This window comes from Acinetobacter sp. GW821-FHT01C12 (assembly GCF_059422625.1).
In genome coordinates, this window is the sequence record NZ_JBWKXD010000002.1 from 54791 (window position 1) to 78663 (window position 23873).

The 23873-nt window shown below is 37.6% G+C and carries 24 protein-coding genes and 1 pseudogene; 14 read left to right on the forward strand and 11 right to left on the reverse strand.

The window, feature by feature from the left end:
* Window positions 1-31: 31 nt before the first annotated feature.
* Window positions 32-217, reverse strand: a complete 186-nt coding sequence (locus tag AC07WY_RS05915; protein WP_004724542.1) for an NF038105 family protein — start codon at window positions 215-217, stop codon at window positions 32-34.
* 175 nt (window positions 218-392) lie between these two features.
* Between AC07WY_RS05915 and AC07WY_RS05920 the strand changes: the two genes are divergently transcribed.
* The 5 genes from AC07WY_RS05920 to AC07WY_RS05940 all read left to right on the forward strand — a co-directional run bounded on the left by AC07WY_RS05920 (window position 393) and on the right by AC07WY_RS05940 (window position 3742).
* The gene (locus AC07WY_RS05920; protein ID WP_034611751.1) at window positions 393-1367 is read left to right on the forward strand and encodes a class 1 fructose-bisphosphatase; all 975 of its coding nucleotides are present in this window, start codon (window positions 393-395) and stop codon (window positions 1365-1367) included.
* Between the two features lie 112 nt (window positions 1368-1479).
* Window positions 1480-2256, forward strand: a complete 777-nt coding sequence (locus AC07WY_RS05925) for a TrmH family RNA methyltransferase (protein WP_004724547.1) — start codon at window positions 1480-1482, stop codon at window positions 2254-2256.
* A 155-nt stretch (window positions 2257-2411) separates the two neighbouring features.
* The gene (locus AC07WY_RS05930) at window positions 2412-3026 is read left to right on the forward strand and encodes an RNA polymerase sigma factor (protein ID WP_016539489.1); all 615 of its coding nucleotides are present in this window, start codon (window positions 2412-2414) and stop codon (window positions 3024-3026) included.
* On the forward strand, window positions 3019-3345 hold the full coding sequence (locus AC07WY_RS05935; RefSeq protein WP_105714121.1) for a hypothetical protein: 327 nt from the start codon (window positions 3019-3021) through the stop codon (window positions 3343-3345). The genes AC07WY_RS05930 and AC07WY_RS05935 overlap by 8 nt, the downstream gene beginning before the upstream one ends.
* Window positions 3335-3742 (forward strand): DUF3106 domain-containing protein, encoded by a 408-nt coding sequence (locus tag AC07WY_RS05940; protein WP_004724554.1) that lies wholly within the window; start codon window positions 3335-3337, stop codon window positions 3740-3742. The genes AC07WY_RS05935 and AC07WY_RS05940 overlap by 11 nt, the downstream gene beginning before the upstream one ends.
* Window positions 3743-3959: 217 nt before the next feature.
* Here the strand turns inward: AC07WY_RS05940 and glnA are convergent, their stop codons facing one another.
* The 3 genes from glnA to AC07WY_RS05955 form a co-directional block, all read right to left on the reverse strand.
* Window positions 3960-5375 carry a type I glutamate--ammonia ligase gene (glnA, locus tag AC07WY_RS05945; protein WP_016539490.1) on the reverse strand — a complete coding sequence of 472 codons (1416 nt, stop codon included), beginning with the start codon at window positions 5373-5375 and terminating at the stop codon, window positions 3960-3962.
* A gap of 441 nt (window positions 5376-5816) precedes the next feature.
* Window positions 5817-6350: a GTP-binding protein gene (locus AC07WY_RS05950; RefSeq protein WP_494735953.1), complete on the reverse strand. Its 534-nt coding sequence runs from the start codon at window positions 6348-6350 to the stop codon at window positions 5817-5819.
* A 134-nt stretch (window positions 6351-6484) separates the two neighbouring features.
* On the reverse strand, window positions 6485-7426 hold the full coding sequence (locus AC07WY_RS05955; RefSeq protein ID WP_494735954.1) for a hypothetical protein: 942 nt from the start codon (window positions 7424-7426) through the stop codon (window positions 6485-6487).
* A gap of 755 nt (window positions 7427-8181) precedes the next feature.
* On the opposite strand from AC07WY_RS05955, the gene AC07WY_RS05960 reads away from it, so the two are divergent.
* Window positions 8182-8700, forward strand: a complete 519-nt coding sequence (locus AC07WY_RS05960; RefSeq protein WP_494735955.1) for a hypothetical protein — start codon at window positions 8182-8184, stop codon at window positions 8698-8700.
* A gap of 438 nt (window positions 8701-9138) precedes the next feature.
* Here AC07WY_RS05960 and AC07WY_RS05965 read toward each other — a convergent pair whose 3' ends face one another.
* Together AC07WY_RS05965 and AC07WY_RS05970 are read right to left on the reverse strand one after the other, a co-directional pair.
* Window positions 9139-9402, reverse strand: coding sequence for a hypothetical protein (locus AC07WY_RS05965; RefSeq protein ID WP_494735956.1), 264 nt, complete (start codon window positions 9400-9402; stop codon window positions 9139-9141).
* 84 nt (window positions 9403-9486) lie between these two features.
* A pseudogene (locus AC07WY_RS05970) lies at window positions 9487-9604 on the reverse strand (phage minor head protein); the annotation flags it as partial.
* 371 nt (window positions 9605-9975) lie between these two features.
* Between AC07WY_RS05970 and AC07WY_RS05975 the strand changes: the two are divergent.
* The 7 genes from AC07WY_RS05975 (at window position 9976) to AC07WY_RS06005 (ending at window position 15358) form a co-directional block, all read left to right on the forward strand.
* Complete coding sequence (locus tag AC07WY_RS05975; protein WP_004724599.1) at window positions 9976-10560, forward strand: anthranilate synthase component II; 585 nt, start codon at window positions 9976-9978, stop codon at window positions 10558-10560.
* A gap of 18 nt (window positions 10561-10578) precedes the next feature.
* Window positions 10579-11625 (forward strand): anthranilate phosphoribosyltransferase, encoded by a 1047-nt coding sequence (trpD, locus tag AC07WY_RS05980; RefSeq protein ID WP_419286521.1) that lies wholly within the window; start codon window positions 10579-10581, stop codon window positions 11623-11625.
* Window positions 11626-11643: 18 nt separating this feature from the next.
* Window positions 11644-12450: an indole-3-glycerol phosphate synthase TrpC gene (gene trpC / locus AC07WY_RS05985; RefSeq protein ID WP_262086256.1), complete on the forward strand. Its 807-nt coding sequence runs from the start codon at window positions 11644-11646 to the stop codon at window positions 12448-12450.
* A gap of 191 nt (window positions 12451-12641) precedes the next feature.
* Window positions 12642-13343 (forward strand): Smr/MutS family protein, encoded by a 702-nt coding sequence (locus AC07WY_RS05990; RefSeq protein WP_262086257.1) that lies wholly within the window; start codon window positions 12642-12644, stop codon window positions 13341-13343.
* Window positions 13344-13469: 126 nt separating this feature from the next.
* Window positions 13470-14018, forward strand: a complete 549-nt coding sequence (gene folE / locus AC07WY_RS05995; protein WP_171064926.1) for a GTP cyclohydrolase I FolE — start codon at window positions 13470-13472, stop codon at window positions 14016-14018.
* Between the two features lie 76 nt (window positions 14019-14094).
* Window positions 14095-14454 carry a cupin domain-containing protein gene (locus AC07WY_RS06000; RefSeq protein WP_419336660.1) on the forward strand — a complete coding sequence of 120 codons (360 nt, stop codon included), beginning with the start codon at window positions 14095-14097 and terminating at the stop codon, window positions 14452-14454.
* Window positions 14455-14611: 157 nt separating this feature from the next.
* Entirely contained in the window at window positions 14612-15358 is a 747-nt protein-coding gene (locus AC07WY_RS06005) for a hypothetical protein (RefSeq protein WP_262086259.1), read from the forward strand.
* Window positions 15359-15528: 170 nt separating this feature from the next.
* On the opposite strand, the gene AC07WY_RS06010 is transcribed toward AC07WY_RS06005, so the two are convergent.
* The 4 genes from AC07WY_RS06010 to eat all read right to left on the reverse strand — a co-directional run bounded on the left by AC07WY_RS06010 (window position 15529) and on the right by eat (window position 20517).
* The gene (locus AC07WY_RS06010) at window positions 15529-16398 is read right to left on the reverse strand and encodes a metal-dependent hydrolase (protein WP_494735957.1); all 870 of its coding nucleotides are present in this window, start codon (window positions 16396-16398) and stop codon (window positions 15529-15531) included.
* A 472-nt stretch (window positions 16399-16870) separates the two neighbouring features.
* The gene (gene eutC / locus AC07WY_RS06015) at window positions 16871-17686 is read right to left on the reverse strand and encodes an ethanolamine ammonia-lyase subunit EutC (protein WP_004822715.1); all 816 of its coding nucleotides are present in this window, start codon (window positions 17684-17686) and stop codon (window positions 16871-16873) included.
* Window positions 17687-17701: 15 nt separating this feature from the next.
* Window positions 17702-19084 (reverse strand): ethanolamine ammonia-lyase subunit EutB, encoded by a 1383-nt coding sequence (locus AC07WY_RS06020; protein ID WP_262086260.1) that lies wholly within the window; start codon window positions 19082-19084, stop codon window positions 17702-17704.
* A 2-nt stretch (window positions 19085-19086) separates the two neighbouring features.
* The gene (gene eat / locus AC07WY_RS06025; RefSeq protein ID WP_105714103.1) at window positions 19087-20517 is read right to left on the reverse strand and encodes an ethanolamine permease; all 1431 of its coding nucleotides are present in this window, start codon (window positions 20515-20517) and stop codon (window positions 19087-19089) included.
* Window positions 20518-20827: 310 nt separating this feature from the next.
* Here eat and AC07WY_RS06030 point away from each other — a divergent pair, with 310 nt between their 5' ends.
* Complete coding sequence (locus tag AC07WY_RS06030) at window positions 20828-21661, forward strand: helix-turn-helix domain-containing protein (RefSeq protein ID WP_494735958.1); 834 nt, start codon at window positions 20828-20830, stop codon at window positions 21659-21661.
* A 101-nt stretch (window positions 21662-21762) separates the two neighbouring features.
* Here AC07WY_RS06030 and AC07WY_RS06035 read toward each other — a convergent pair whose 3' ends face one another.
* Window positions 21763-23709: an Lnb N-terminal periplasmic domain-containing protein gene (locus AC07WY_RS06035; protein WP_262086262.1), complete on the reverse strand. Its 1947-nt coding sequence runs from the start codon at window positions 23707-23709 to the stop codon at window positions 21763-21765.
* Window positions 23710-23873: the final 164 nt, after the last annotated feature.

A 23873-nucleotide genomic window follows, 5' to 3' on the forward strand; every position in this document is an offset into this window, starting at 1 on the left:
CGCTCATATCGCAATGAACGCTTTTTATTGATTAAGCCTTTGACTCATCTGGCTTGGGGCTTTGCATAGATTCAATCATGTCATGCTTATTGAATTCCTTGAATTCAGGCTTAGCTTCGTAATTCTTCCATGCTTCTTTCACTTTTTCAGCACTAATATCTTTTAAATCAATGCTTTCATTTGGAGTCGGAGTCGCTTCAAACTTTGTCGTTGTCATGTCAGTGCTCCTTTACGCTATTGTACGTATATTCAACATAACACTTTCTAAAATACTTTCAAGGGTAATTTCACGACAAATAACACAGGATAATTTCTATTTTGTGCTGAACTCATCTAAAATAGCCTCCATTATTTGGTTTGTAAAAATTTATCGCTTTTGGAGCACCTCTGATATGTCATATCGCACCCTATCCCAATATTTAGAACAACAACAAGGGAACTTAACACCTGAACTTGCCAATGTGATTGAAACTATTGCCAATACCTGCAAAACCATCGATCAGGCTTTACAAAAAGGTGCTTTAGCCGGTGTCTTGGGGAGTGCACAACATGAAAATGTACAAGGTGAAGAGCAAAAAAAACTTGATGTGATTTCAAATGATTATTTAATTGATGCTTTAAAAGCCAATCCAAATGTAGGCGGACTCGCATCTGAAGAATTAGATGAATTTACCCCAGCTCAAGACAATGGCAAATATTTGGTTTTATTTGATCCATTAGATGGTTCAAGCAATATTGACATTAACATGTGTGTTGGAACAATTTTTTCTATCCTTCCTGCGCAAAATGCTGTAACGCAAGCTGAAGACTTCATGCAAGCAGGGATTCAACAAGTTTCAGCAGGTTATGTGCTTTATGGCCCATCGACAATGATGGCTTTGACCGTTGGTGCAGGCGTTGTGTTCTTCACTTACGACCCTGAGGAAAAGCAATTCTTACTCACTTCTGAAAATATTCAAGTTGCTGCGGATACCAAAGAGTTTGCGATTAACTCATCAAATCAACGTCATTGGGAAGCACCTGTAAAACGTTATATCGAAGAACTACAAGCAGGTAAAACATCTATACGTGAAAAAGATTTCAATATGCGTTGGGTGGCGTGTATGGTAGGTGATATTCATCGTATTTTATGCCGTAGCGGTATTTTCTTATATCCATACGATACTAAAGATCCTAAAAAAGCAGGTCGTTTACGTTTAATGTATGAAGCCAACCCAATGAGTATGTTAATGGAACAAGCTGGCGGCGCATCGACTACAGGTCGTACACGTATTTTAGAGATTCAACCGACTGAGTTACATCAACGTGTTCCTGTTATCATTGGTTCTAAGAATGAAGTTGAGCTTGTTACCAGCTACCACAACTAATTCTTCTCTCTTTTCTTACTCTCTATTTAGGGAGTAACGCCAGCTAGGGTCTGTTGCAATTTCTTTATAGAATGATCACAGACCCTACTTAATTTTTTGGACGTACTCTCCCATGCCTACAATTTTCCTTGAATCAAAAGACAATCCCAAAATTAAACATCTCAGAGGTTTAATTGAACAAAATACTTACCGTAAAAAACAAGGACAAACTGTACTTGAGGGAACCCATCTTACGCTTGCATGGTTAGAAAAAGGTCGAAAAATTAATTCAATTTTTACCACTGAACATGCCTTAGATCATGAAGATTTAGGCAGTATCCTTGACCAATATCAAGGTATTGTGTTTGTGGTCGGTGAATCTTTATACAAAGATTTAAGTACCCTTGGAACCAGCCTTGCATGTCTAGCCATTGTGGATTTACCAAGTTCAACTCAGGCACTGAATTTTACTGAAGACACGCTAATTCTTGAAAATGTCCAAGATCCAGGCAATGTAGGTACATTACTCAGATCAGCTGCTGCTGCGGGTATTGAACAAATTGTCTGTACCAAAGGTTCTGCATCATTATGGTCACCACGAGTATTACGTGCCGGTATGGGGGCACATTTTTCATTACACACATATGAAAACGTGATCCTTGAAGACCTGCTCAAGCAATTTAAAATTCCTGTGTATGTCACCAGTTCGCATCAGGCAGAAAGTCTTTATACTAAAAACCTGCGCAAACAATGTGTTTGGATTTTAGGTAACGAAGGTCAAGGTGTTTCAGATTTCGCCCTTAAACGCGCAGAAGCGGTATCTATTCCGCAACCCGGTGGTCAAGAATCACTCAATGTTGCAGTTGCTGGCTCGATTTGTTTCTTTGAAATGGTTAGACAACGACTATAAGGTTAATTTATTTTAAATATTGCCCGTTATTGGAAAAAATCATTTAAACTGAAAAAAATAATTGATTTACATGTCAACCCAAACCATTTTTTTAACGTTATAGAGATATGAATTTAAAATAATGGTGGGTACCCATGACGGGATTTTCCATCTCTATGGACTTAGCACCAAAGAAGTCACAGTCTGAAACAGCAAGTGCTCAAACGAGTACGAGCGAGCAGCGCCTGCGTTTTTTCATGCAGGACGTGACGGGTCGTGCCCTAGTGATGATGGAAAATGCAACCCAAGGTCACAATGGGATTGCGATGGATTTGGTACAGGAAGCATTTATTTCCTTACATAAATCTTATGCTGAGAAATCTACCGAAGAATGGTATCCACTGTTCTATACAATTTTAAATAACAAATTACAAGATTGGCGACGCAAAGAAGCACGACGCGCTTCTCCATTTTCGTTATTTCGAAAAATTGATTTAGATTCTGATGATGAAGAGGCCATGGAAATTGTGGATGAATCCACACCTAATCCACTTCAATTTCTAGATCAAGATGTCACCGTTGAGGAAATTCAAGAAGCCATTAGCCGCCTCCCTGTACGCCAGCAACAAGCATTTATGTTACGTGCTTGGGAAGGATTTGATACTCAAACCACTGCATCTATTATGAACTGTACAGAAGGTAGTGTAAAAACTCATTATCACAGAGCTATTCAAGGACTAAGAACTTCGCTCTCACATTTAAATCCGTATGGAGGTTCATCACATGAATAATGATGATTTCACCAAACAAGTGACGGCAAAACTGGATGAAGCTGCACGTCATCACCGCAATAAAGCAGTGGTGATGAACAATGTGCTTGACCATATCCAAGATAAACAAACCTCACGTTTTGGTCACTGGAAAATGACTGGTTTTGCACTTGCAGCGGCAATTACTGGTTTTGTTGTGATTCCTAATGCTTTTGATATATCACCAGAATCACAAACCCCACAACAAGTGGTGATTAGCCCTAAACTTTCACCTCAAATGATGGAAGATTTAGACATGTTATCGGTATTTGGTGAGGATAAAAATTCTCATGGCAGCTAGAAAATTAGCTTTGGCATTTTGTGCTATTGGTTTTCTACAAACAAGTTTTGCTGGATTTGAACGTTTTTGGATTTTTTCTAAAGATGCGAACAGTCAAGTCAATGAAACATGGGATGCCCTTTCTGAGGATGAGCAAAAGGCACTGATTAAGCGCTATCAAAATTTAAAAGAAATTCCGACTGATCAAAGTGCAGCACTGCAACAACGCATGGATTGGTTTACTCAGCTTCCTGAACAAGAAAAGCAAAAAATGCGTGAAGTCTGGCAGCAAATGAGCACCGCTGAACGCAACGAAATGCGTAAAAAAATGCAAAAAGCGTCAACATCTGATGAGCGTAATGAAATTCGTGAACAATATATGGTGAAATATCAACAGAATATCACGGGTTCACACTAAACATTATTTTTTAAATTTCATTCATTGCCAGTTATTTAACTGGCTTTTTATCATTAAACTCAGCATCTTCAAACTCAATATCGTCAAAATCCAAACACAGCATTACTGACAATTCTCCCCTCTCATAATTTTAAAATTAAAATGCTGAATTTCTAATTTTCATGCATAAAAAAACCTGCACAAGGCAGGTTTTTCATCACTTAAATTCGAAAACGAATTACAAGCTATAATACATATCAAATTCAACTGGGTGAGTCGTTGTATTTAAACGACGTACATCTTCAGTTTTAAGCTCGATGTATGCATCCAACATTTCTTTTGTGAATACACCACCTTTAAGAAGGAACTCATGATCCGCTTCAAGTGCTTCAAGCGCCATATCTAGGCTATGCGCAACTGTTGGGATTTTCGCTTCTTCTTCAGGAGGAAGATCATATAAGTTTTTATCAGCTGCTTCACCTGGATGGATCTTGTTTTGAATACCATCAAGACCAGCCATTAATAATGCCGCAAAACCTAAATACGGGTTCATCATTGGATCTGGGAAACGCGCTTCAATACGTTTGCCTTTAGGGCTAGAAACATATGGGATACGAATCGAAGCAGAACGGTTACGTGCAGAATAAGCAAGCATAATTGGCGCTTCGAAATGAGGAACCAAACGCTTATACGAGTTAGTAGAAGGGTTTGTGATCGCATTCAATGCACGCGCATGCTTGATAATACCACCGATGAAATAAAGCGCCATTTCTGAAAGACCAGCGTATTCATCACCAGCAAACAAGTTCTTGCCATCTTTAGAGATAGACATATGAACGTGCATACCTGAACCGTTATCACCAACCATAGGCTTAGGCATAAACGTCGCAGTTTTCGCATATTGATGCGCAACGTTCCAAACAGCATATTTGAATTGTTGAACTTCGTCAGCTTTACGAACCATCGTATTGAAGCTTACACCAATTTCTAATTGGCATGATGCAACTTCATGATGGTGCACCTCTACACGACCAGGGCCCATGATGTCTTCAATACGAGCACACATTTCAGCACGCATATCTTGTGAAGAATCTACTGGAGGAACTGGGAAATAACCACCTTTAACACGAGGACGGTGACCAGAGTTACCTGCTTCGTAGTCTTTACCTGTAGACCAAGCAGCTTCTTCAGCGATTAATGTATGGCGAGCGCCAGACATATCGATGTCCCATTTAACTTCGTCAAAAACAAAGAATTCTGGTTCTGGACCAAAGAATGCAGTATCACCAATACCTGTTGATTTTAGGTATTCTTCCGCACGACGAGCAATCGAACGTGGATCACGGTCATAACCTTGACCAGTAGATGGTTCAATAACATCACAAGTAACGACGATGGTTGCTTCAGCAAAGAACGGGTCAAGGAAAGCTGTTTCAGGATCTGGACGTAAAATCATGTCAGATGCTTCAATGCCTTTCCAACCAGCAATTGAAGAACCATCAAACATTTTACCATCTTCAAAAGTATCTTCATCGATAGTGTCTGATGGGTAGCTTACGTGCTGCTCTTTACCCTTAGTATCAGTAAAGCGAAAATCGACCCATTTTGCGCCACTTTCTTGTATGAGTTGAAGGACCTTGTTCGCCATGCTCATTTTGCTCCAATGAATTTTGTTGCACTTGTGAAGTGCGTGTTAGTAGTTGGTATTTATATAGCAAGTAGCATACCAACTTTTAAAATAATTGCTAAAATATTGAATTTCTTATCAGAAAATAAGCTTAGCAACGATTAAATTCCATCTATTATACTGAGTGCAAATAGAATTGCACCATATTCAAACACACTTCTCATTTTAAAATTATTACGCACAATTTTAACGCACTATTTTTGTGCAAACTGAATAAAATGTTTTATCTTGGTGCTTATATTGCGCGAACAACACTTTTTATCGACTATTTTTTAAGATGATGGCAATTTTTTATTTCAAAAGCATTAAAATAAGGCGTATTCATTATGTATACGCCTTTAACATTGTTCTATACAGCCTTTAATAAAGTAATGTGATTTTATAATCTACGATCTACTATATCGACAATTAGCCAAATTCGACTTCGGCTCTTGCAATAAGCGCTTCAACCATAACCAATACATCATCTTTTTTTCTGGCATCCACCGCAAAAATTGGCATGGTCAATTGATTTAATTGCATCCAATCTTTATACGGTTTTAATAGATGCTGCGGATTTTCATCTATGTGGGTCACACCAACCACAATATTGTTGAGATGTTCTTTAAAACTTTGAAAATAAAATTTTAAATCCTCAAGTGCATCTTTTTTCGTATGATCAATCAACACCACCGCACCGATTGCGCCTTTACATATCACAGACCAAACAAAATCAAAGCGATCCTGCCCTGGCGTACCATATAATCCAACAATAACGCCTTCATCTAATTTGATTTCACCATAGTCAATCCCGACAGTGGTCAATGCCTTACTGTGCGCTTGCTCATCTGTATTTTGTGCTTCTGTAGATAAGACTGAAATTTCAGATAATGATTTGATTGCTTCTGTTTTACCAGCACCCATTTTACCGCCAAAAACAATTTTATACTTTTGTAAGATCACATCATCACCTATTTTTAAACTTATCACTGCATCATATAAACTGACTATGCATTTATTTATCGTGTCAGTTTAAACAAACTTGATTTAAGGGTTAATTTTTACAAGCCTTATTTGATTTGCATGTTTTTACACACTTAAAGCCCTAATTTTTTCCTTAACTTACCAAAAAATCCACGTAAAATGCCTGAAGATTGTTTTTCCTCAGTAAGTAGTTTTGCATCTTCAACCGCTATTTTTTTCAGCGCATTGGTCAACACACCAATTGAAACAAATTTAGCGACTTGTTCTTTGCTATAGCCTGTTTTCTGAGCCACTTGGAAAACACTTGCTCCCAATTCAAAACACGCGGCAATTTTAAAAACCATTTGCCGTTCATTTTGATGATTCGGTTGCGGCCAATCTAGTAGTTTATAACAATCGTTAGAACTGATTGGAATATTGACATCATCTGAATACCACAATAAATTCCACACCCAAGATCTAAGTTCTATACCTTGAAAAGTACTCACAGACTGTGCCATTTGCATAGTTGCATAAGTAAAATTTAAAGAAACATCCGTCCCTTGTACTTTTCGCAATGGATCTATCCAAACTTGTTGTGTGCGAATATTAACTAATGCGATGTTGCCTTTTGAGTCGAATACTTGAACATTGCCATTTCGTTCATTAAAAAGCTCAGGAACCACCTTGGTTAAATCGGCTTTTTTAGAAATCTGATTGACAATATTGACGGTTTTCTCACTGACAGGTACATGTAAATAGCGATCTTTAAACCATTTTCGAATTTCATCTGAGGGTGAAAAAGGTAAATATAATTTATCTCCTTCTATTTGCCCTGATTTTTCATTCTTATTGACCAGACGCAAATAAGGGACTTTTTTAACACCAACCAAATTTTGAATTGTAGGTGAGCTAAAAAACATATCATTCACAAGAAGAATATCTAAATGAGGGTCAGCAATATTCGCCCAACTTACTTGAAGTGAGTCATCATACATAGATCGTATTTTCTGCTTAATTGCATCGAGCACATTTAAACTCAAACCGAATATAGCGATTTTTATTTCTTCTTTCATTTAGCCCCCATGGCCTCATACAGAGTGTGAACAGTTTATCATTTTTATTTAAAAATAAAATACAAAACACTATATTTGCTGTAAAAATTTTGTACAAATTTAATATACTATTAAGCGTATAAAATACAAGAATAGTTATTAAAAAAAAACTCAAGTAAGATTTAACCCAGATAGCACAAATAAAATATGTTATTAAATTTCAATAATTTAATTTAAAATAAAGCTAGTCTAGTGATATTTTAGCTGAGTAATAATGCCAATCAACTTTAATAAAACTAAATGTTTTATTAAAAAATATTAATAACATTTGTATATTAATATCGATAAGATGAATAAATTTGTTTTCATTTGATCAATTAATCTTATATTGCTATACATCCCAATTGATTTTTTTAGCGTGTATCGGTTTACCTCGCTTATTAAAGATCTTTCATAAATCAAAAAATGATCATGTGAAGTGAATTATATTGGTATTGAAAGTTCCTTCTCCCTCTGGGAGAAGGTCAGGATGAGGGTGCCTTTATGTTGATTTATGGTTTTAAAAAGCACTTATGAAAGAAGTCTATTAAATAAGTAATATAAAATGTTTTAAAAATAAATTAGTGATTCAGTTTTCGAGTATTTCACTGCACCCCGAAAGTTGGACAATTTTAGACTAACTTGGAGGATACATTGCTCTGAGCTTGTTATAATTACTCTTGGAATTATTAAATATAAACATCATTTTTACAGCAAATGTTAGCAGACCTTATTTTATGAAAAAAATATTACTAACTCTGAGTATTCTCCTATCCTGTTTTAGTCTTTCACTTGAGTCAAGTTTTGCTCAAAATGAAAGCACAGCTAAAATATCGAAATCCGAAAAACAGGATTTAATTGATGATTGGGTTGATTATAAATTAATTGAATACCAAATGGATGCATACTTAAATCAACAAAAAAATCCTCATATTGATCCAAATGATCAGAGTGTTGAAGCTTATTCTGAACAAATTAAACAAAATTTTAAGCAGTATTTTCAGCAATACAAAATCAGCTATCAACAACTAAAGTCACGTACTTCTGAAATGCATGACCTCATTCAACTACAATTACAATATCTTGATCTCACTAAAGATCTAATGTTTAATCCAAAATATGAAGATACACAGCAACATCCAAATCAAGAAAATCAAGTGGTGCTTGAGCAATATCAAGAACTAAATGAACAGATAAAAAAAGATGCTGCAAAGATAGAATTGCAGATGTTAAAGTATCAAAAAAGTTTTAGATAGTTTTTCACTCAATACATTGTATTTTCATTGATTTTAAAAAGTGCCCTAGTGAATTGCACTCCCAAAGCTAGGCACTACTTAGTCTAACTTTAAGTGTGTTTTTCTATGGTTAAATATTCTCAAGAATTGAAACTTAAAGTTGTTCAGCATTTTATCTAGTTTGGCTTATTTTGGGTAAAGCTGGTGTATTGCTTAATTTCCATAAATAACACTCAATCAAAAAAACCTCCCAGAGGAGGTTCGAATTTAATAAAATGAGTAAAATTATTGTTCAAGTCAAAATTAATATAATTTGATTCTGATGAAAAATTTGTATCGAACACCCCTCAAATCCTGTAGCTTTATAAGCTTGTAATGAGCATACTTTTTACTCTACGCTCATCATTCTTATGACCCGAGTATTATAAAAAATTCAGAAAATAAAACAAAAAATCCCGATTAATTCGGGCTTCTTAAATCTTCGATACAACTCTTCTCTTTTTCTTCCTTGTTACGTGCATCAACAGGATTCTTAACGCATTTACAGTAATCGTAATATTTTTTCTTATCCAGCTCTTTGGGTGGGTCTATGCCCTGGCATTCAGTTAGTACTGTCCCTAGTCTATGAAATTCTTTACTTTCTTTATTTTCTGAGGGAATACTAGGTTTATAGATAATTATGAGTAGTGACACTATTATTGCTAAGAAAAATATATATTTCATACAATCAATAGCCTCCCTAACCCCAAATATGCAAATCTGTTTATAAAGCAAACTTTAATATTAAATCAAGACTTGCTTAGTTTAATCATCCTTCGCAGTTTGCCATTTGTAAGATTCAACACCTAAACTCAACTGCCGTTGCTTATTAATATTAGAGTTAATCTGCCCCCATTTGATTTGCAGCAATTAAGCACACCCTATATGCTATAGCTTGTCTAAGCAATGCAAAAGCCAATGATTTTTAACTGAACTAACTACAAATCACTTGAAAAAATGTATGATCAATATCTTGAAGATTGGGCGGATATAGTCAGAAAAATTTTACTCTGAAATTAAAAAAGAAAATATCAAACAACCGAATCGAATTTCCGAAAAATATGTATTCTAGTATGAGACCTATGTAAAGCAAAAAGTGGAAGAATTTAAACAAGAATCTGATATCATAGCCTGCACCTAGCAGGCTTTTTTTATTTTGTGCTGTAACTAGGTACTTTTTTCAAAATGGGTAACCTAACGGGTATCCAAAACCACTAAACAAAATAAATTGATAAATTTCTATAGGTTAGTATCAACATGCTTCTAATGATCGATAATTACGATAGCTTTACGTATAACATTGTCCAATATTTTGGCGAGTTAAACCAAGACGTTAAAGTTGTTCGCAATGATGCCGTGACCTTAGAGGATATCGAACGATGGCAACCAAAGTACTTAGTGATTGGTCCTGGTCCTTGCTCACCCTCTGAAGCAGGAATTTCTATCCCTGCTATTCAGCATTTTGCAGGAAAAATTCCAACACTCGGTGTGTGCCTAGGTCACCAAGCGATTGGTCAGGCTTTTGGCGGCGAAATTGTACGTGCCAAAACGGTGATGCATGGTCGTTTATCTGACATGTATCATAGTGACCAAGGGATCTTCAGCAACTTACCTTCTCCATTTTCAGCAACACGTTATCATTCACTCGTGATTGATCAAGCCAGTGTGCCTGAATGTCTGGAAGTTACTTGCTGGACCAATGAAGCAGATGGTTCTATCGAAGAAATCATGGGTGTCAAACATAAGACATTGCCAATTGAAGGCGTGCAGTTCCATCCAGAATCCATTCTGAGTCAACATGGTCATCAGATCTTTAAAAACTTTTTAGAAATTTATGCTTAATATGCGTAGTACAAGATAATGAATATTCAACAAGCTTTAAATAACATCACTAAAAATATCGAACTCACTCAACCTCAAATGGAGGAAGTGATGCGTACCATTATGCGTGGTGAAGCCACAGATGCCCAAATTGGTGCATTTATGATGGGACTTCGTTTAAAAGGTGAAAGTATTGACGAAATCACCGCTGCCGCACGTGTAATGCGTGAGTTTGCAATTAAAATTGATGTGGGGGATATCCCGCATTTAATTGATATTGTTGGCACGGGTGGTGATGGGCAAAACTTATTTAACGTCTCTACTGCCTCTTCATTTGTTATTGCGGCAGCAGGTGCAACCATTGCAAAACATGGAAATCGTGGTGTTTCTTCTAAATCAGGCTCGTCTGATCTTTTAGAACAGGCTGGGATTAACCTTGATTTGAATATGCACCAGACAGAACGTTGCATCCGTGAAATGGGGGTTGGCTTCTTATTTGCCCCAAATCATCATAAAGCGATGAAATATGCGGCTGGCCCACGTAAAGAATTGGGCTTCCGTAGTATTTTTAATCTCCTTGGCCCGCTTACGAATCCGGCTGGGGTGCGTCGCTATGTGATTGGTGTATTTTCGACAGAATTGTGTCGTCCTCTAGCCGAAGTTTTAAAACAACTGGGGGCTGAACATGTCATGGTGGTTCATTCTAAAGATGGATTAGATGAAATCAGTTTGGCTTCCTCGACTTATGTTGCTGAATTAAAAAATGGTGAAATCACAGAATGGCTGATTCAACCAGAAGATGTAGATATTGAATCTCAAACCTTAACTGGTCTTTCTGTTGATAGTGCTACTGAGAGCTTAGCATTAATCAAAGATGCGCTCGGTAAGAAGAAATCAGCAAAAGGTGAAAAAGCAGCCAGTATGCTGGCATTGAATGCAGGTGCTGGTATCTATGTTTCAGGTTTGACCAAGAGTTATAAACAAGGCGTCGCTTTAGCACATGATATTATCTATGGTGGGCAAGCTTTAGAAAAAATGGGCATTTTGTCTGAATTTACCAAAACACTCAAAGAGTATGAAGCTTAAGGATTAGAGGACGTTATCATGGTGGATATTGCCAATACAATGTTGGGTAAAATTGTTGATCGTAAATACGAAGAATTTGCTCAACGTTTAAAACAACGTAGTTTAAACGATGTTGAAGCGCTTGCCCAAGCTGCAACACCTGTGCGTGGTTTTGCAAAATCTTTATACAGTAAACGCCCAGGTGTGATTGCTGAAATTAAGAAAGCCTCACCATCAAAAGGGATCATTCGTGAAAATTTTAACCCTGCTGAAATTGCTCAACAATACCAGCAAGCCGGTGCAGCCTGCTTATCTGTTTTAACAGATTTAGATTTCTTTCAAGGTGCTGATGAAAATATTCAGATTGCACGTAGTCACTGTGAATTACCTGCGCTACGTAAAGATTTTTTGATTAATCCTTACGGCGTTATCGAAGCGCGTGCTTTACATGCCGACTGTATTTTATTGATTGTGGCTTGTTTGTCAGATCAACAACTTGAAGAAATGTCAAAGACCGCATTTGAGCAGAACCTTGATGTTTTGGTTGAAGTTCATGATGAGGCTGAACTGGAACGTGCATTGCAACTTTCAGAGCGTTGTTTACTGGGTGTGAATAACCGTAATTTAAAAACCTTTGATGTCGATTTAAATACCTCATTGCGTTTGAAGAAGTTACTTCCACCATCACGTTTACTGATCACTGAAAGTGGTATTGCAACACCAGATGATGTGCGCATGATGCAAGAACACGATATTCATTCGTTCCTTGTGGGTGAAAGCTTTATGAAGCAACCACGCCCTGATCATGCATTTAATGCGTTATTTGGTCTGCCTGAAACAGTGTAATTAAAAGTCAAAGGGTGAGTTCGCTCACCCCGTTTTTATCTTTCCCCACTCCCCCTTTAAATTTTGAAATTCCCAACATTCAAGTCACGATCAAAGCAGATATAACTGTGTGAATTCAATTCAGTTCAAATTTGACAAGATTCAGACTATACTGAGCGCCTAATACCGTCCATTTACTGTTTTTTGCAATTATGAGTAAATCTGATTCCACATTCTCTAAATCACAGCTTGATTTATTAAAACAATTCAAAAAGCAAATCACTTCTCCTCATTCTTCAAAAGTTGCAGTGCAACATGAAAGTAAGAATGCACAAGTAACAGCACCTGAAGAGTTAGATGATGCTGATTTGTTTAAAACCGCACTTGGCGGTGTAACCAAACTCGATAACGGCAATATTGCCAAAATCGAGCGTAGTGATTTGCGCAAAAAACCAGATGCAAAAACCCTTGCCAAACGCGCGGCGGCTGAAGGTGCATTTGAAATTAATGATGCAGAATTGTCAGATACTCAAGCGATTTTAAATCCTGTTGCAAGTCAGGCGGCTTTAAGCTATCGCATCGCAACACTACAACATAAAGTTTTTGAAGACTTAAAAGCTGGTAATCTACGCTGGTTTGAAGCTGTTGATTTACATGGTTGTACTGTTGAAGAAGCACGCTCTGCTGTATTGCAAATCATTCAAATGGCAAAAGATGAAAACCAAAATGTCATTAAAATTGTCCATGGCAAAGGCCCAGAAGCCATACTCAAAACTTATGTGAATGGCTGGCTTCGTCAACATCGTGATGTTTTAGCTTTTGTCAGTGCTCCTGAAAAACAAGGTGGCACAGGCGCAGTTTTGGTTTTACTGAAACGTGCTGAAAGAAATCCAAAATCAAATGGAAATCCATGATCATTTGTTTTAAATGATCAAAACTCTCTTAAGTGTCGGTTTATCTTGTAATTAGAAAATATTATTCATTTTTCTGATACAATGCCGTCCTTGTTCAAACCGTATAAGTGAACACGTTTTATGTCTATGCAGCAATCCTACGCGAATATTTTAACTGCCGTTGGCGAGGACTTAGACCGTCCTGGTCTGAAAGATACGCCTATGCGTGCGGCTAAAGCTTTTTCGTACTTGACGTCTGGCTATAGCAAAACGTTGGAAGAAGTGACCAATAATGCGGTCTTCCCTTCTGATAATGATGAAATGGTCTTGGTAAAGAATATCGAATTTTATTCGTTATGTGAGCATCATTTATTGCCTTTTCATGGTCGTGTACATATTGCCTATCTCCCTTCTGGCAATGTTTTAGGACTGTCTAAATTTGCCCGTATCACAGAAATGTTTGCTCGCCGGTTACAGATTCAAGAACAGTTGACCAAGCAAATTGCAGATGCAGTGGCTGAAGTTACTCAAGCACGTGGTGTTGCAGTGGTCATTGATTCAGCGCACATGTGTATGATGATGCGTGGTGTCAGCAAACAAGAATCGACCACACGTACCGTGTCATTTGTCGGTGATTTTAAAACAGATAAAGAAGCACGTCGTGAGTTTTTATCTGCCGTGCCTGAAGCACATTAAGACTAATCATTCAGCAAGTAATAAAAATCTCAAAGCCTCATTTTATTGAGGCTTTATTTTACGATAGGGTTTTACAATGTCTTTAATTTGGTTGGCAGGTCATGGTTTAACACACAGTGAAACCACTATCGATTATCCTCGTGCAGAGCGATTGGTCAAAGGAAATCCAAAACGACTTACGCAAAGTTTGTATGAACATCCCAATATGAATTGTGGTATTTGGCAATGCGAGGTCGGTGCCTGGGATATTCAATTTGCAGACAATAAACAGGAATTTTTTCAGGTGATTGAAGGTATTGTTCGTTTGCATGATAAAAACGCCTCATCATTTGTAGAAATTAAAGCTGGTGAAGCAGGAATTATCCCACCTTCATTTATCGGTACATTTGAAGTGCTTGAAGCAGTTAAAAAATATTTTGTTGTGGTTGAAGTTTAAGCCACTAAGACTTGTGACTTTTTTGATGATCAGCGGGTTCAAATATAAGCTTTTTTATATTTTTTGCTTTCCTATAGCTTATATTTGTAAAACATTCGCTTATTGTCCACTGAAAACTATATGATTTAAATTATCTCAGCCTTATACCATATTTTAAATGAAAAATTTACTGATCTTTATTTCAGCGTTAACTGCCACTAGCGCCTTTGCCGACAATCTAAATGCCAACGAATTAAAAGATGTGCAAAGTGTCATTAAATTATTTAAAAATAAAAATATCACCGCGATTTCAAACAACATTACCTATCCCTTACATCGTGAAGAACCCATCCCAAGTATTGCCAATGCAACCCAGATGAAACAACGCTTTAACCAAGTGTTTGATACTCAACTTATTCAAGAGATCGCCAACTCAAAACTATCACAATGGGAAAGCATGGGTTGGCGTGGTGTAATGCTCAATGGCGGCACAATATGGTTAGATGGTCATAAAATTAAAGCCATCAACTACAGTAGTGATGCTGAACAAAAATATAAAGCGCAATTGATTTCACAACAGAAAAATCAATTACATTCATCACTTAAAAATTTTAAAACACCTGAATTACAGTTTAAAACCGCCAAATTTCAAGTGCGTATAGATGCCATGCCCAATGGTAAATACCGTTATGCATCTTGGGGAACAAAACAGTCGCAAGCGACAAAACCTGATCTGATTTTAAATCAAGGTCGTGTTGAAATGGATGGTTCAGGCGGCAATCACCACTACATTTTTAACAGTGGTACATATCAATATGTAGTTTATCGTAATGTTTTAGGTGCAAGTGAAACACCAGATGTCACATTAGAAGTCACTCAAAAAGGCAAAAAGATCCTTTCTCAAGCAGGCAAATTATTTAAATAGTTTGTATCAATGATTGAACTGAATCATTTTTCTCAAGTTTTTTCTAATTCATACAGATTTAAAGCGAGTCGAGTAAATCACCATAATGATCTACTCGATAAGCTGTTCAAAATCATGTGCTGTACGATATATCACAAACACACAGCCAATCCTTTAAATATGATATTTGATTATTTTTTTTCAGCCAATTGATAAATCAATTGTTCCATTTGTTGCATGTATTGACGGTTCTCATGGTCCCACGGATGGAAGTTTGGACGGAAATAATCGATATAATTTCCCAATTGCTTTCTTAATACACCAATGCCGCCAAAGGTATAATGATAGGTCTTTTTCCAGCTGGATAAATCGCTTAACTTCCCTTCTCCTTTAACAATGGTCAAGAATACAGGGATCACTAAGCTCCAGAACACAATCGTTGCGACCACCAATCCAAAACTACGAACAGCATAGGCATAAGGACCATGCCCCATTGCAGTATTCCATACATCAAAAGCCACCGCTTTATGTTCTGTTTCTTCAAAAGCATGCCAACGCCAGATATTGGCATAATGTTCTTCAGCACCTTCAAATAACTCAGGTGTCCGTAATACAGAATCTGCCAATAAAGCGGTAAAATGTTCTAATGCAATTGTTCCACTGAGCCAAAAATATGCAGGTAAATGCTGTTTAAGCAGACCAAAAATCTCTAAAACCAATGCTTCAAATTTTGGTGCAATCGGTGAGCGTGCAAATAAGGCTTGGTTATATTCTTCATGCTCACGTCCATGCATCGCTTCTTGACCAATAAAAGCCGTCACCGCTTTTTGTAATTCTGGGTCTTGGACTAAATCACGATGTGCCCTTACCGCATCAATAAAGAAGCGTTCGCCGATAGGCAAGACAATAGAAAACGTATTTAGCAATGCGGTAAAAATTGGACCTGCGGCGGTATGCCAATCTGCGATTCGCTCTGCGGGTAAATTAAATCTGACATCACGGCGAATAGGTAATGGCTCATGATACACACTCGATTTAATAAATTTTTTTAAAATGCCCATGGTTGATCCTGCCTCTGGCTGATTATCATTTTTTTAATTTAGCTGGTGCGCTTATTAGAATTTTACTTAACTGGGTATAATTCCATAGGTCATTTCGACTCATTTACATGTCATTGCATCTCTTTTTTTCTGATATTTCGATCGAATAAGTCTCTTGAAGTATGTCGATATATGCTTGCGATACCATCAACAGCATGATCTAAATTGTGTAAAAAGTGGATCGTCCAAATGCCTTTTTCAGTTCAAAAATAGACTTTGCTAAAATGCCACATCAAGCATATTCAATAAAAACGCTGAGTTATGACTGGAATTAAATGTAGGATATTTCTGAGAAATACACTTGGTTTTTGATTTATTTTTTTAAACTTAAAGGTTTTCACAACACTTAAGCTTGAATAAATACTCTAGTATTTACAAAGCAGTGCCTTAAACATCAAGGCACTGCTTTGTTCAAGATATAAAAATTTAGCCGTTAGAATAATAATTTTTTGCGATGCTCATCGCTTTGTAATGGAACAACGTGGTCATCTTTTAAATCGACCCCTGAAAGTTGTAATTTAAATGAATTCCGCATCAACGCCATTAAACGCTGTGTGGCAATTTGAATACTCAGCCCTGCCGGTCGTACATTGGAAATACAGTTTCGGCTTGAATCCATACTGCCTTTTCGCGCTTTCCATGTGTAATACACTCCCATACTGTCAGGTGAGCTTAGACCAGGCCGTTCGCCAATCAACATAATCAATAAGGGTGCATTAAAACTTTGTGCAACTTCATCGCCTAATGCCACACGACTCCCAGTTGCAAGCACAATCGGCGCCAGTTTCCAGCCTTCAGCATCAATATGTTCACGTAAGGAATTGATATAGGCAATGGCATTCTCTTCTATTGCACGTGCTGATAAGCCATCACCAACCACGATACATACATCATATTGCTGTGGGTGCTGTTGCACATAAGTCGTGAGTTGAGTTTGGGCCTGTTCTGATAACTCACGGCCCAAATCAGGACGCTTTAAATATACTTCTTTGTCAGTTGCTTTACTTTCCACAATGAGACTTTCAAATTTTAAATCTCTAAGCCGAGCTTGCATATTTTCAGTATCTAATTGGTGAAAAACAGCATCTTTGGCCTGTGCATGCGAGAGTTGAAACTTAAGCAATTCCTGAGTTGGAATGCTACATCCTACTCTTCCCATCGCAATTCGGGCATCAGTATATTGTTTTAACTTATGCCAAGGATCTTCATGAAAACCATTTGGAAAAGTTTCAAGTTTTGAGAGCTTCATGGTTTACTCTCCTTTTTATGATAATAATTTAGCAAAGTTTTTTGGCATACTGCTTGGCCAATGAATTTGCCGTTGTTCTTGGTGCAAAATTCCTTGCTGATCTAACCAAGCCGAAAACTCAGGGGCCGGTTTTAATCCCATTAGCTGACGTAAATATAAGGCATCATGGAAAGATGTGGTTTGATAATTCAACATCACATCATCCGAACCTGGAATTCCCATGATAAAGTTAATTCCCGCAGCACCAAATAGCGTGAGTAACACATCCATATCATTTTGATCTGCGTCGGCATGGTTGGTATAACAAATATCACAACCCATAGGTACACCGAGTAATTTGCCACAGAAATGATCTTCTAACCCTGCACGAATAATCTGTTTCCCATCGTACAAATACTCTGGACCGATAAACCCAACCACAGTATTGACCAATAATGGATTGTATTTACGTGCCACTGCATAGGCTCGTGCTTCAATAGTTTGCTGATCCACACCATGATGCGCATTACTGGATAAGGCACTGCCCTGTCCAGTCTCAAAATACATCACATTTTGACCAATTGTGCCTCGGTTGAGTGCTAAAGTCGCCTCATAACCTTCCTGAAGTAAATCCAAGGTAACACCAAAGCCTTCATTGGCCAGTTGTGTGCCTGCAATGGATTGGAACATTAAATCAATTGGAATATTACGTTCTGCAAGTTGAATCCCTGAGCTGATATGGGTTAACACGCAGGATTGTGTTGGTATTTCATATTCTTGAATAATATGGTCGAGTAACTTCAATAACTCTGACAAATTATGTAAGTTGTCTGTGGCTGGATTAATCCCAATCACAGCATCACCATTACCATACATCAAGCCATCCAATAAGCTGGCCGAAATCCCCAATACATCATCGGTTGGATGATTTGGTTGTAAGCGGGTTGATAAATGACCTTTTAAACCAATCGTATTGCGAAATTGTGTCACCACTTCACATTTACTCGCAACCAGAATTAAATCCTGATTACGCATAATTTTACTCACAGCAGCAACCATCTCTGGCGTTAAACCCTTGGCTAAATTGGCCAATTTTTCAGAAGTTGCATCTTCACTCAGCAACCAATTGCGAAAATCACCTACAGTAAAGTGCGCAATTGGCGCAAATAAATCAGCACGATGTTCATCAATAATTAAACGCGTAATATCATCTTTGTCATAGTCGATGACTGTTTCATTTAAAAAAGTTTTTAACGGGACGTCAGCCAAGGCCATCTGTGCTGCCACACGTTCCGTTGCATTACTGGCTGCAACACCAGCCAACTCATCACCAGAACGTAATGGGGTTGCCTTAGCCATTAAGGTTTTTAAATCTTGGAAAATATATTGTTGCTGAGCAACGCTATAACGATAACTCATAATTATAATTCCTGTTCTGCTGCCTTAATGCTGGCAAATTCTTCTTCTGGTGTGCCTGAAATCAGATGATGACGACTATAAACAAGAAAATAAACAATGAAGACCACATAGATGCCCAAAGCGATAAACCAGACTTTAGGATCGACCAAGAAACCCGCAACCACAGCGACAATTGATAAGATCAACGCAATACTGGAAGTAAAAATACCACCAGGTGTTCGATATGGACGATATACATCAGGTTGTGAAATACGTAATTTGATATGCGCCATCATCATTAAAACATAAGAAATCGTCGCACCAAATACCGCAATCAAAATCAGTAAATCACCTTGTTTGGTCAATGACAATAAAAAGCCAATAATCCCCGGAATAATCACGGCTAAATATGGCGATTTATTTTTGTTGGTCAATGATAAAGACGTCGGTAAATAACCCGCACGAGAAAGTGCAAAAATTTGCCGCGAATAGGCATAGATAATCGAGAAGAAACTCGCGATTAAACCAGCTAAGCCAACAAAGTTTACAAAGTTCGCCAACATGCCGTGCCCATATACTTTAACCAGCGCATCCACCAAAGGTGCACCTGAATCTTTAAGTACACTTGCACCTGCTGCACCTGCACTCAATATTAAAATCAAGATGGCAAAAGCAGCCAAGATCAGCATTGCACCAATCAAACCGCGTGGTAATGATTGAGCCGGATCCTTGGCCTCTTCAGCAGCTAAAGGAACACCTTCTACAGCAAGGAAAAACCAGATTGCATACGGTACTGCTGCCCAGATTCCTATATAACCTTGGGGTAAAAAGCTACTCGCACCGGCTTTAGATGAGTCAACTGCAATATCGAATAGATTGGCACTGTTAAAGTGAGGAATCATCGCAACAAGGAACACCACCACTGCAACTACTGCGATCGCAGTAATCACAAACATGATTTTAAGTGCTTCACCTGCACCTTTTAAATGAATCCCCATAAAAACCAAATAACAGATTAAATAAATTAACCATCCGCCAACTCCAAATAAGGATTCACAATATGCACCAATAAAGGTCGCGATTGCTGCCGGAGCGATAGCGTATTCGATCAGAATCGCTGTTCCTGTTAGATAACCGCCAAATGGTCCAAAAGCCATACGGGCAAAACTATATCCACCACCTGCTGTAGGAAGCATGGTCGACATTTCTGACATTGAGAGGCATATACATAGATACATAATCGCAGCAAAAATGACTGCGACAAACATACCGCCCCAACCGCCTTGTGCGATACCAAAGTTCCATCCAGCAAAGTCACCTGAAATCACATAGGCAATCCCTAAACCGACCAAGAGTAACCAGCCAACAGCACCCTTTTTTAATTCTCGTTGAGCAAAATATTCTTTGGAATCTTCTGTTTTTACGATAGTTGATTGTTCATTTCGAGCGTCCATCATCGTTCCTTTTTAATTTGCCTTCTTTTGTATAAGCAAAAAAAGTGCCTTTCCTTGGATGACGTCAATGTTTTTTGTTCAATCCCATGAACATAACGTCTTGTCAGTTGTTAAAAACTGCTTTTAAATGAATCTACCAAACAAAGGTAGGAGAAAAGTTGAATAGCCCACATGATAGAGAATCGGAAAAAGTTATTGAAAATTGAATAATTAAAAGAAAAATAATGAAATTTATATATTTTATTTACTTTGTTATTTGTTTGTTTAATTTAAGATATTATTTAGTATATATGCATAAATGGATTATGCGATGGACTCAAAACCACATGCTAAAAAGCCAACAATCAAAAATGAAAATTTAACCTCTACTCAAGCAAACTCACGCTCCCAGCAAGCTTTACAATTAGCACTGATTCAATGTCAGCAGGATTTACTCAACACGGCGTTGCTCGCTGCTGTTGTTATACAAATCAGAGATCTGCAAAAAAATCTACTGTGGTGTTCAGCCAATACAGATCCATTCGCAGAATTCCAGCAAGATCAAGATTTAGAAACAAAGCCAGATCACTATATTTATAGTGCGCCTATTCTTGATTTAACATCAGGGGAAACATGTGGTGAAGTGGTTTTATTTCACAGCTTAAATCAAGCAAATATTTTTGGACAATTGGCCGTTACGCAATGCGCCGAGATCATTGCACAAAAATTATATACTCAGCCCTTTAATTGTTTAACTATCCATGCATTTTCAGTACCACAGAAAATAATGATCAATGATCAGTCGATCCTTTTAACGCCACGGCAGTTTGAAATCATCTGTATTTTGATTCTAAATCCTTTGGGCTTAACTCTAGAACAGCTACATATTTATCTTTATGGTGATGAACAGATCAGTTTAAATACGCTTAAATCTGAGATTTCTTATTTAAAAAATAAGGTGGGTGAATTAATCTGTGCAAGAACCTATCAGATACAGGCAGAAATTCACGCGGATTTTAAAGAGTTGGAAGATGCTGTCGATGCGGGTTATCTTGATACAGTCAAGCAACTGTACCAAGGTCATTTCTTTATAAAAACCAAAAGCCCTTTTCTAAACAATTGGCAGCAGATTCTAAGTATGAGGATCAATAATCTACTTGTATAAACATCCTTGGCTTGCGATCGATTAATACTTATCTCAAAGGCTCATTCTCAAAGCCCTACTCTCGAAATAACATTCTAAAATCCGATTTGTCAGATCTACCTTTAAAAATAATGTACAAAGCCTAAACCAATTTTTTGCCAATCAAGTTGGTTTTGTTGTTGGTACTCCCAATTGACGTTTAATGAATTTTGACGATTGAGCGAATATTGCAGTGTGCTCTGGATACGCAAATTCCACTCACTTGAATCTTGCCAATAGGGTAATTCGACTTGAACAATACTGTTTAAACGATCAGACCATACATTTTGACAGCCCAATGTTGGTCCTAGTCCAACGCGCCAGCCTTTATCCAATGATGTACCTGCTTGAAGCTGTGTTTGCAATTCCGCATAACAAAGATGCTTACGATCATCATCTGCAAGGGTATAACCAGATTGGGCTTTTGCACTGACCACACCATGTTGTTGCTGGTCACTGAATTGTCCATTTTGAATGGCTTCTTGCTGCCAGCCCAAAGTAAAACCCCAAGTTATTGGCATTTTAAACGGGGTGATGGGGTTATAAGAGTTTACCGTTAATACATCGAGATGTTCCAGTTTAAGTCGATCATCTCTCCATTGCGCGGCACCGTCCAGAAACAACAATTGCGTGCCTGTACGGAAGCCGCCCTGCGGATCTTTTAGTTCGTGATAAGCCTGACGATGACCAATTTGTACAAATTTTTCACCCTGAACCTCACCTGCTTCCACGGACCACTTACGTGAATCATGTCCATTGACTGGATCAACTTTGGGACGCACAGGCGCTAAACGTTGTTTCTCTATAGGGATTTGACTACGTAAGCCTAGCAGTTGTCTAAAACGCGGTTGAGTAAAGCTTGCATCGACCTGACGAGCAACGAATTGTAAATATAAATCGTCATAGGCCATTTCTAATATTTTTGCACGATCTTGATCATCATAATCAGCGATAGCCGCTTGCATCTGTTGTGGTTCTAATACCGCAATTGCATGGGCTTTTTTTGCCAATGCATGACCATGTTGTTTGGCCTGCGAATTTAATTGTGTTTCTAACGCTGGACGATATACCGCTTCTCGTACTAATCCCTGTTGCTCTACGGCTTTAATAGTTTCAATCGGGATCGCTGCATATGTAAATTGCTTGCGTAAATTCGAGCTTGGACGGACTAAATCAATCAAACCCAATAAACGATAGGCACAATTATCATTGACAAAATAATAAGGAAAACTGACTTTTTGCATTTCCCAAATATGTTTTACCAAAAAAGCGGTCTCTTCAGGATTTAAATTCAGTTCATATTCCCAAAGATCACGGCTTTCAAAATCACCATATTCTTTCACCTTGCGATAATAAGGCATTAAAGAATATTCACCAGGATATTTCCCAACTAACCCTTTCCATGCATAAGACCAATTGTCATCGCTGTTTACTGTGGCTGCATAATTCACAGCATAAGAGACTAAGTTGAGCTGCTTTTGATCTTTAGGATCGAGACGAAGCAAGGTATGTCCAAACATTGAGCTTGGATTGCCCATAAAATCAGTCGCATAAATTAAGGTCACTTGGTAGGGTTTGATTTGTGCATACCATTGATCAAACTCAGGACAGGACACAACGGGTAATTGTTGTTGTGAAATATTTAGTTGTTGCATCAGCCATTGACTACGTGCAGGAAATTTACAACGAATGGATTGATTGGCAGCAGCGACTTGAAATAGTGCAGTGATATCTGCATTCATTTCATTTTGGATGTTCTGTCGACCATCTTGAGCAAAGAAATAGCCAGAATAACTGACTTCGCTTTGATTTGTGTTTTTGTGACTTGTGTTATTGTGATTTAAATCTTTAGCAGAAGCATCTTCTGCATAAAGTAAGCGTTTCCATGTGATATGACTGGCTAATTGTTTTTGTTGTGCCAGTTTTAACGCATTTTCTAATGCCTGCTGATTCTCTAAAAGTGATTCCGCATGCGAATGAACGGTAAACAATGAACTGAGTAAGCTTAAACTAAGTACTAAATATTTCATTCAATCATCAATTTATATAGATATATTATAAAACTGCGCAATTAAGAAATGTTGGTTCAATACAAGAGTTCGCCCAATGTTCACTCATGCTTGATTCATTTTTTAATAATATGTATTTGATAAAATTTAAAGAAAAAAACCCTGCAACAAGGCAGGGTTTTTGA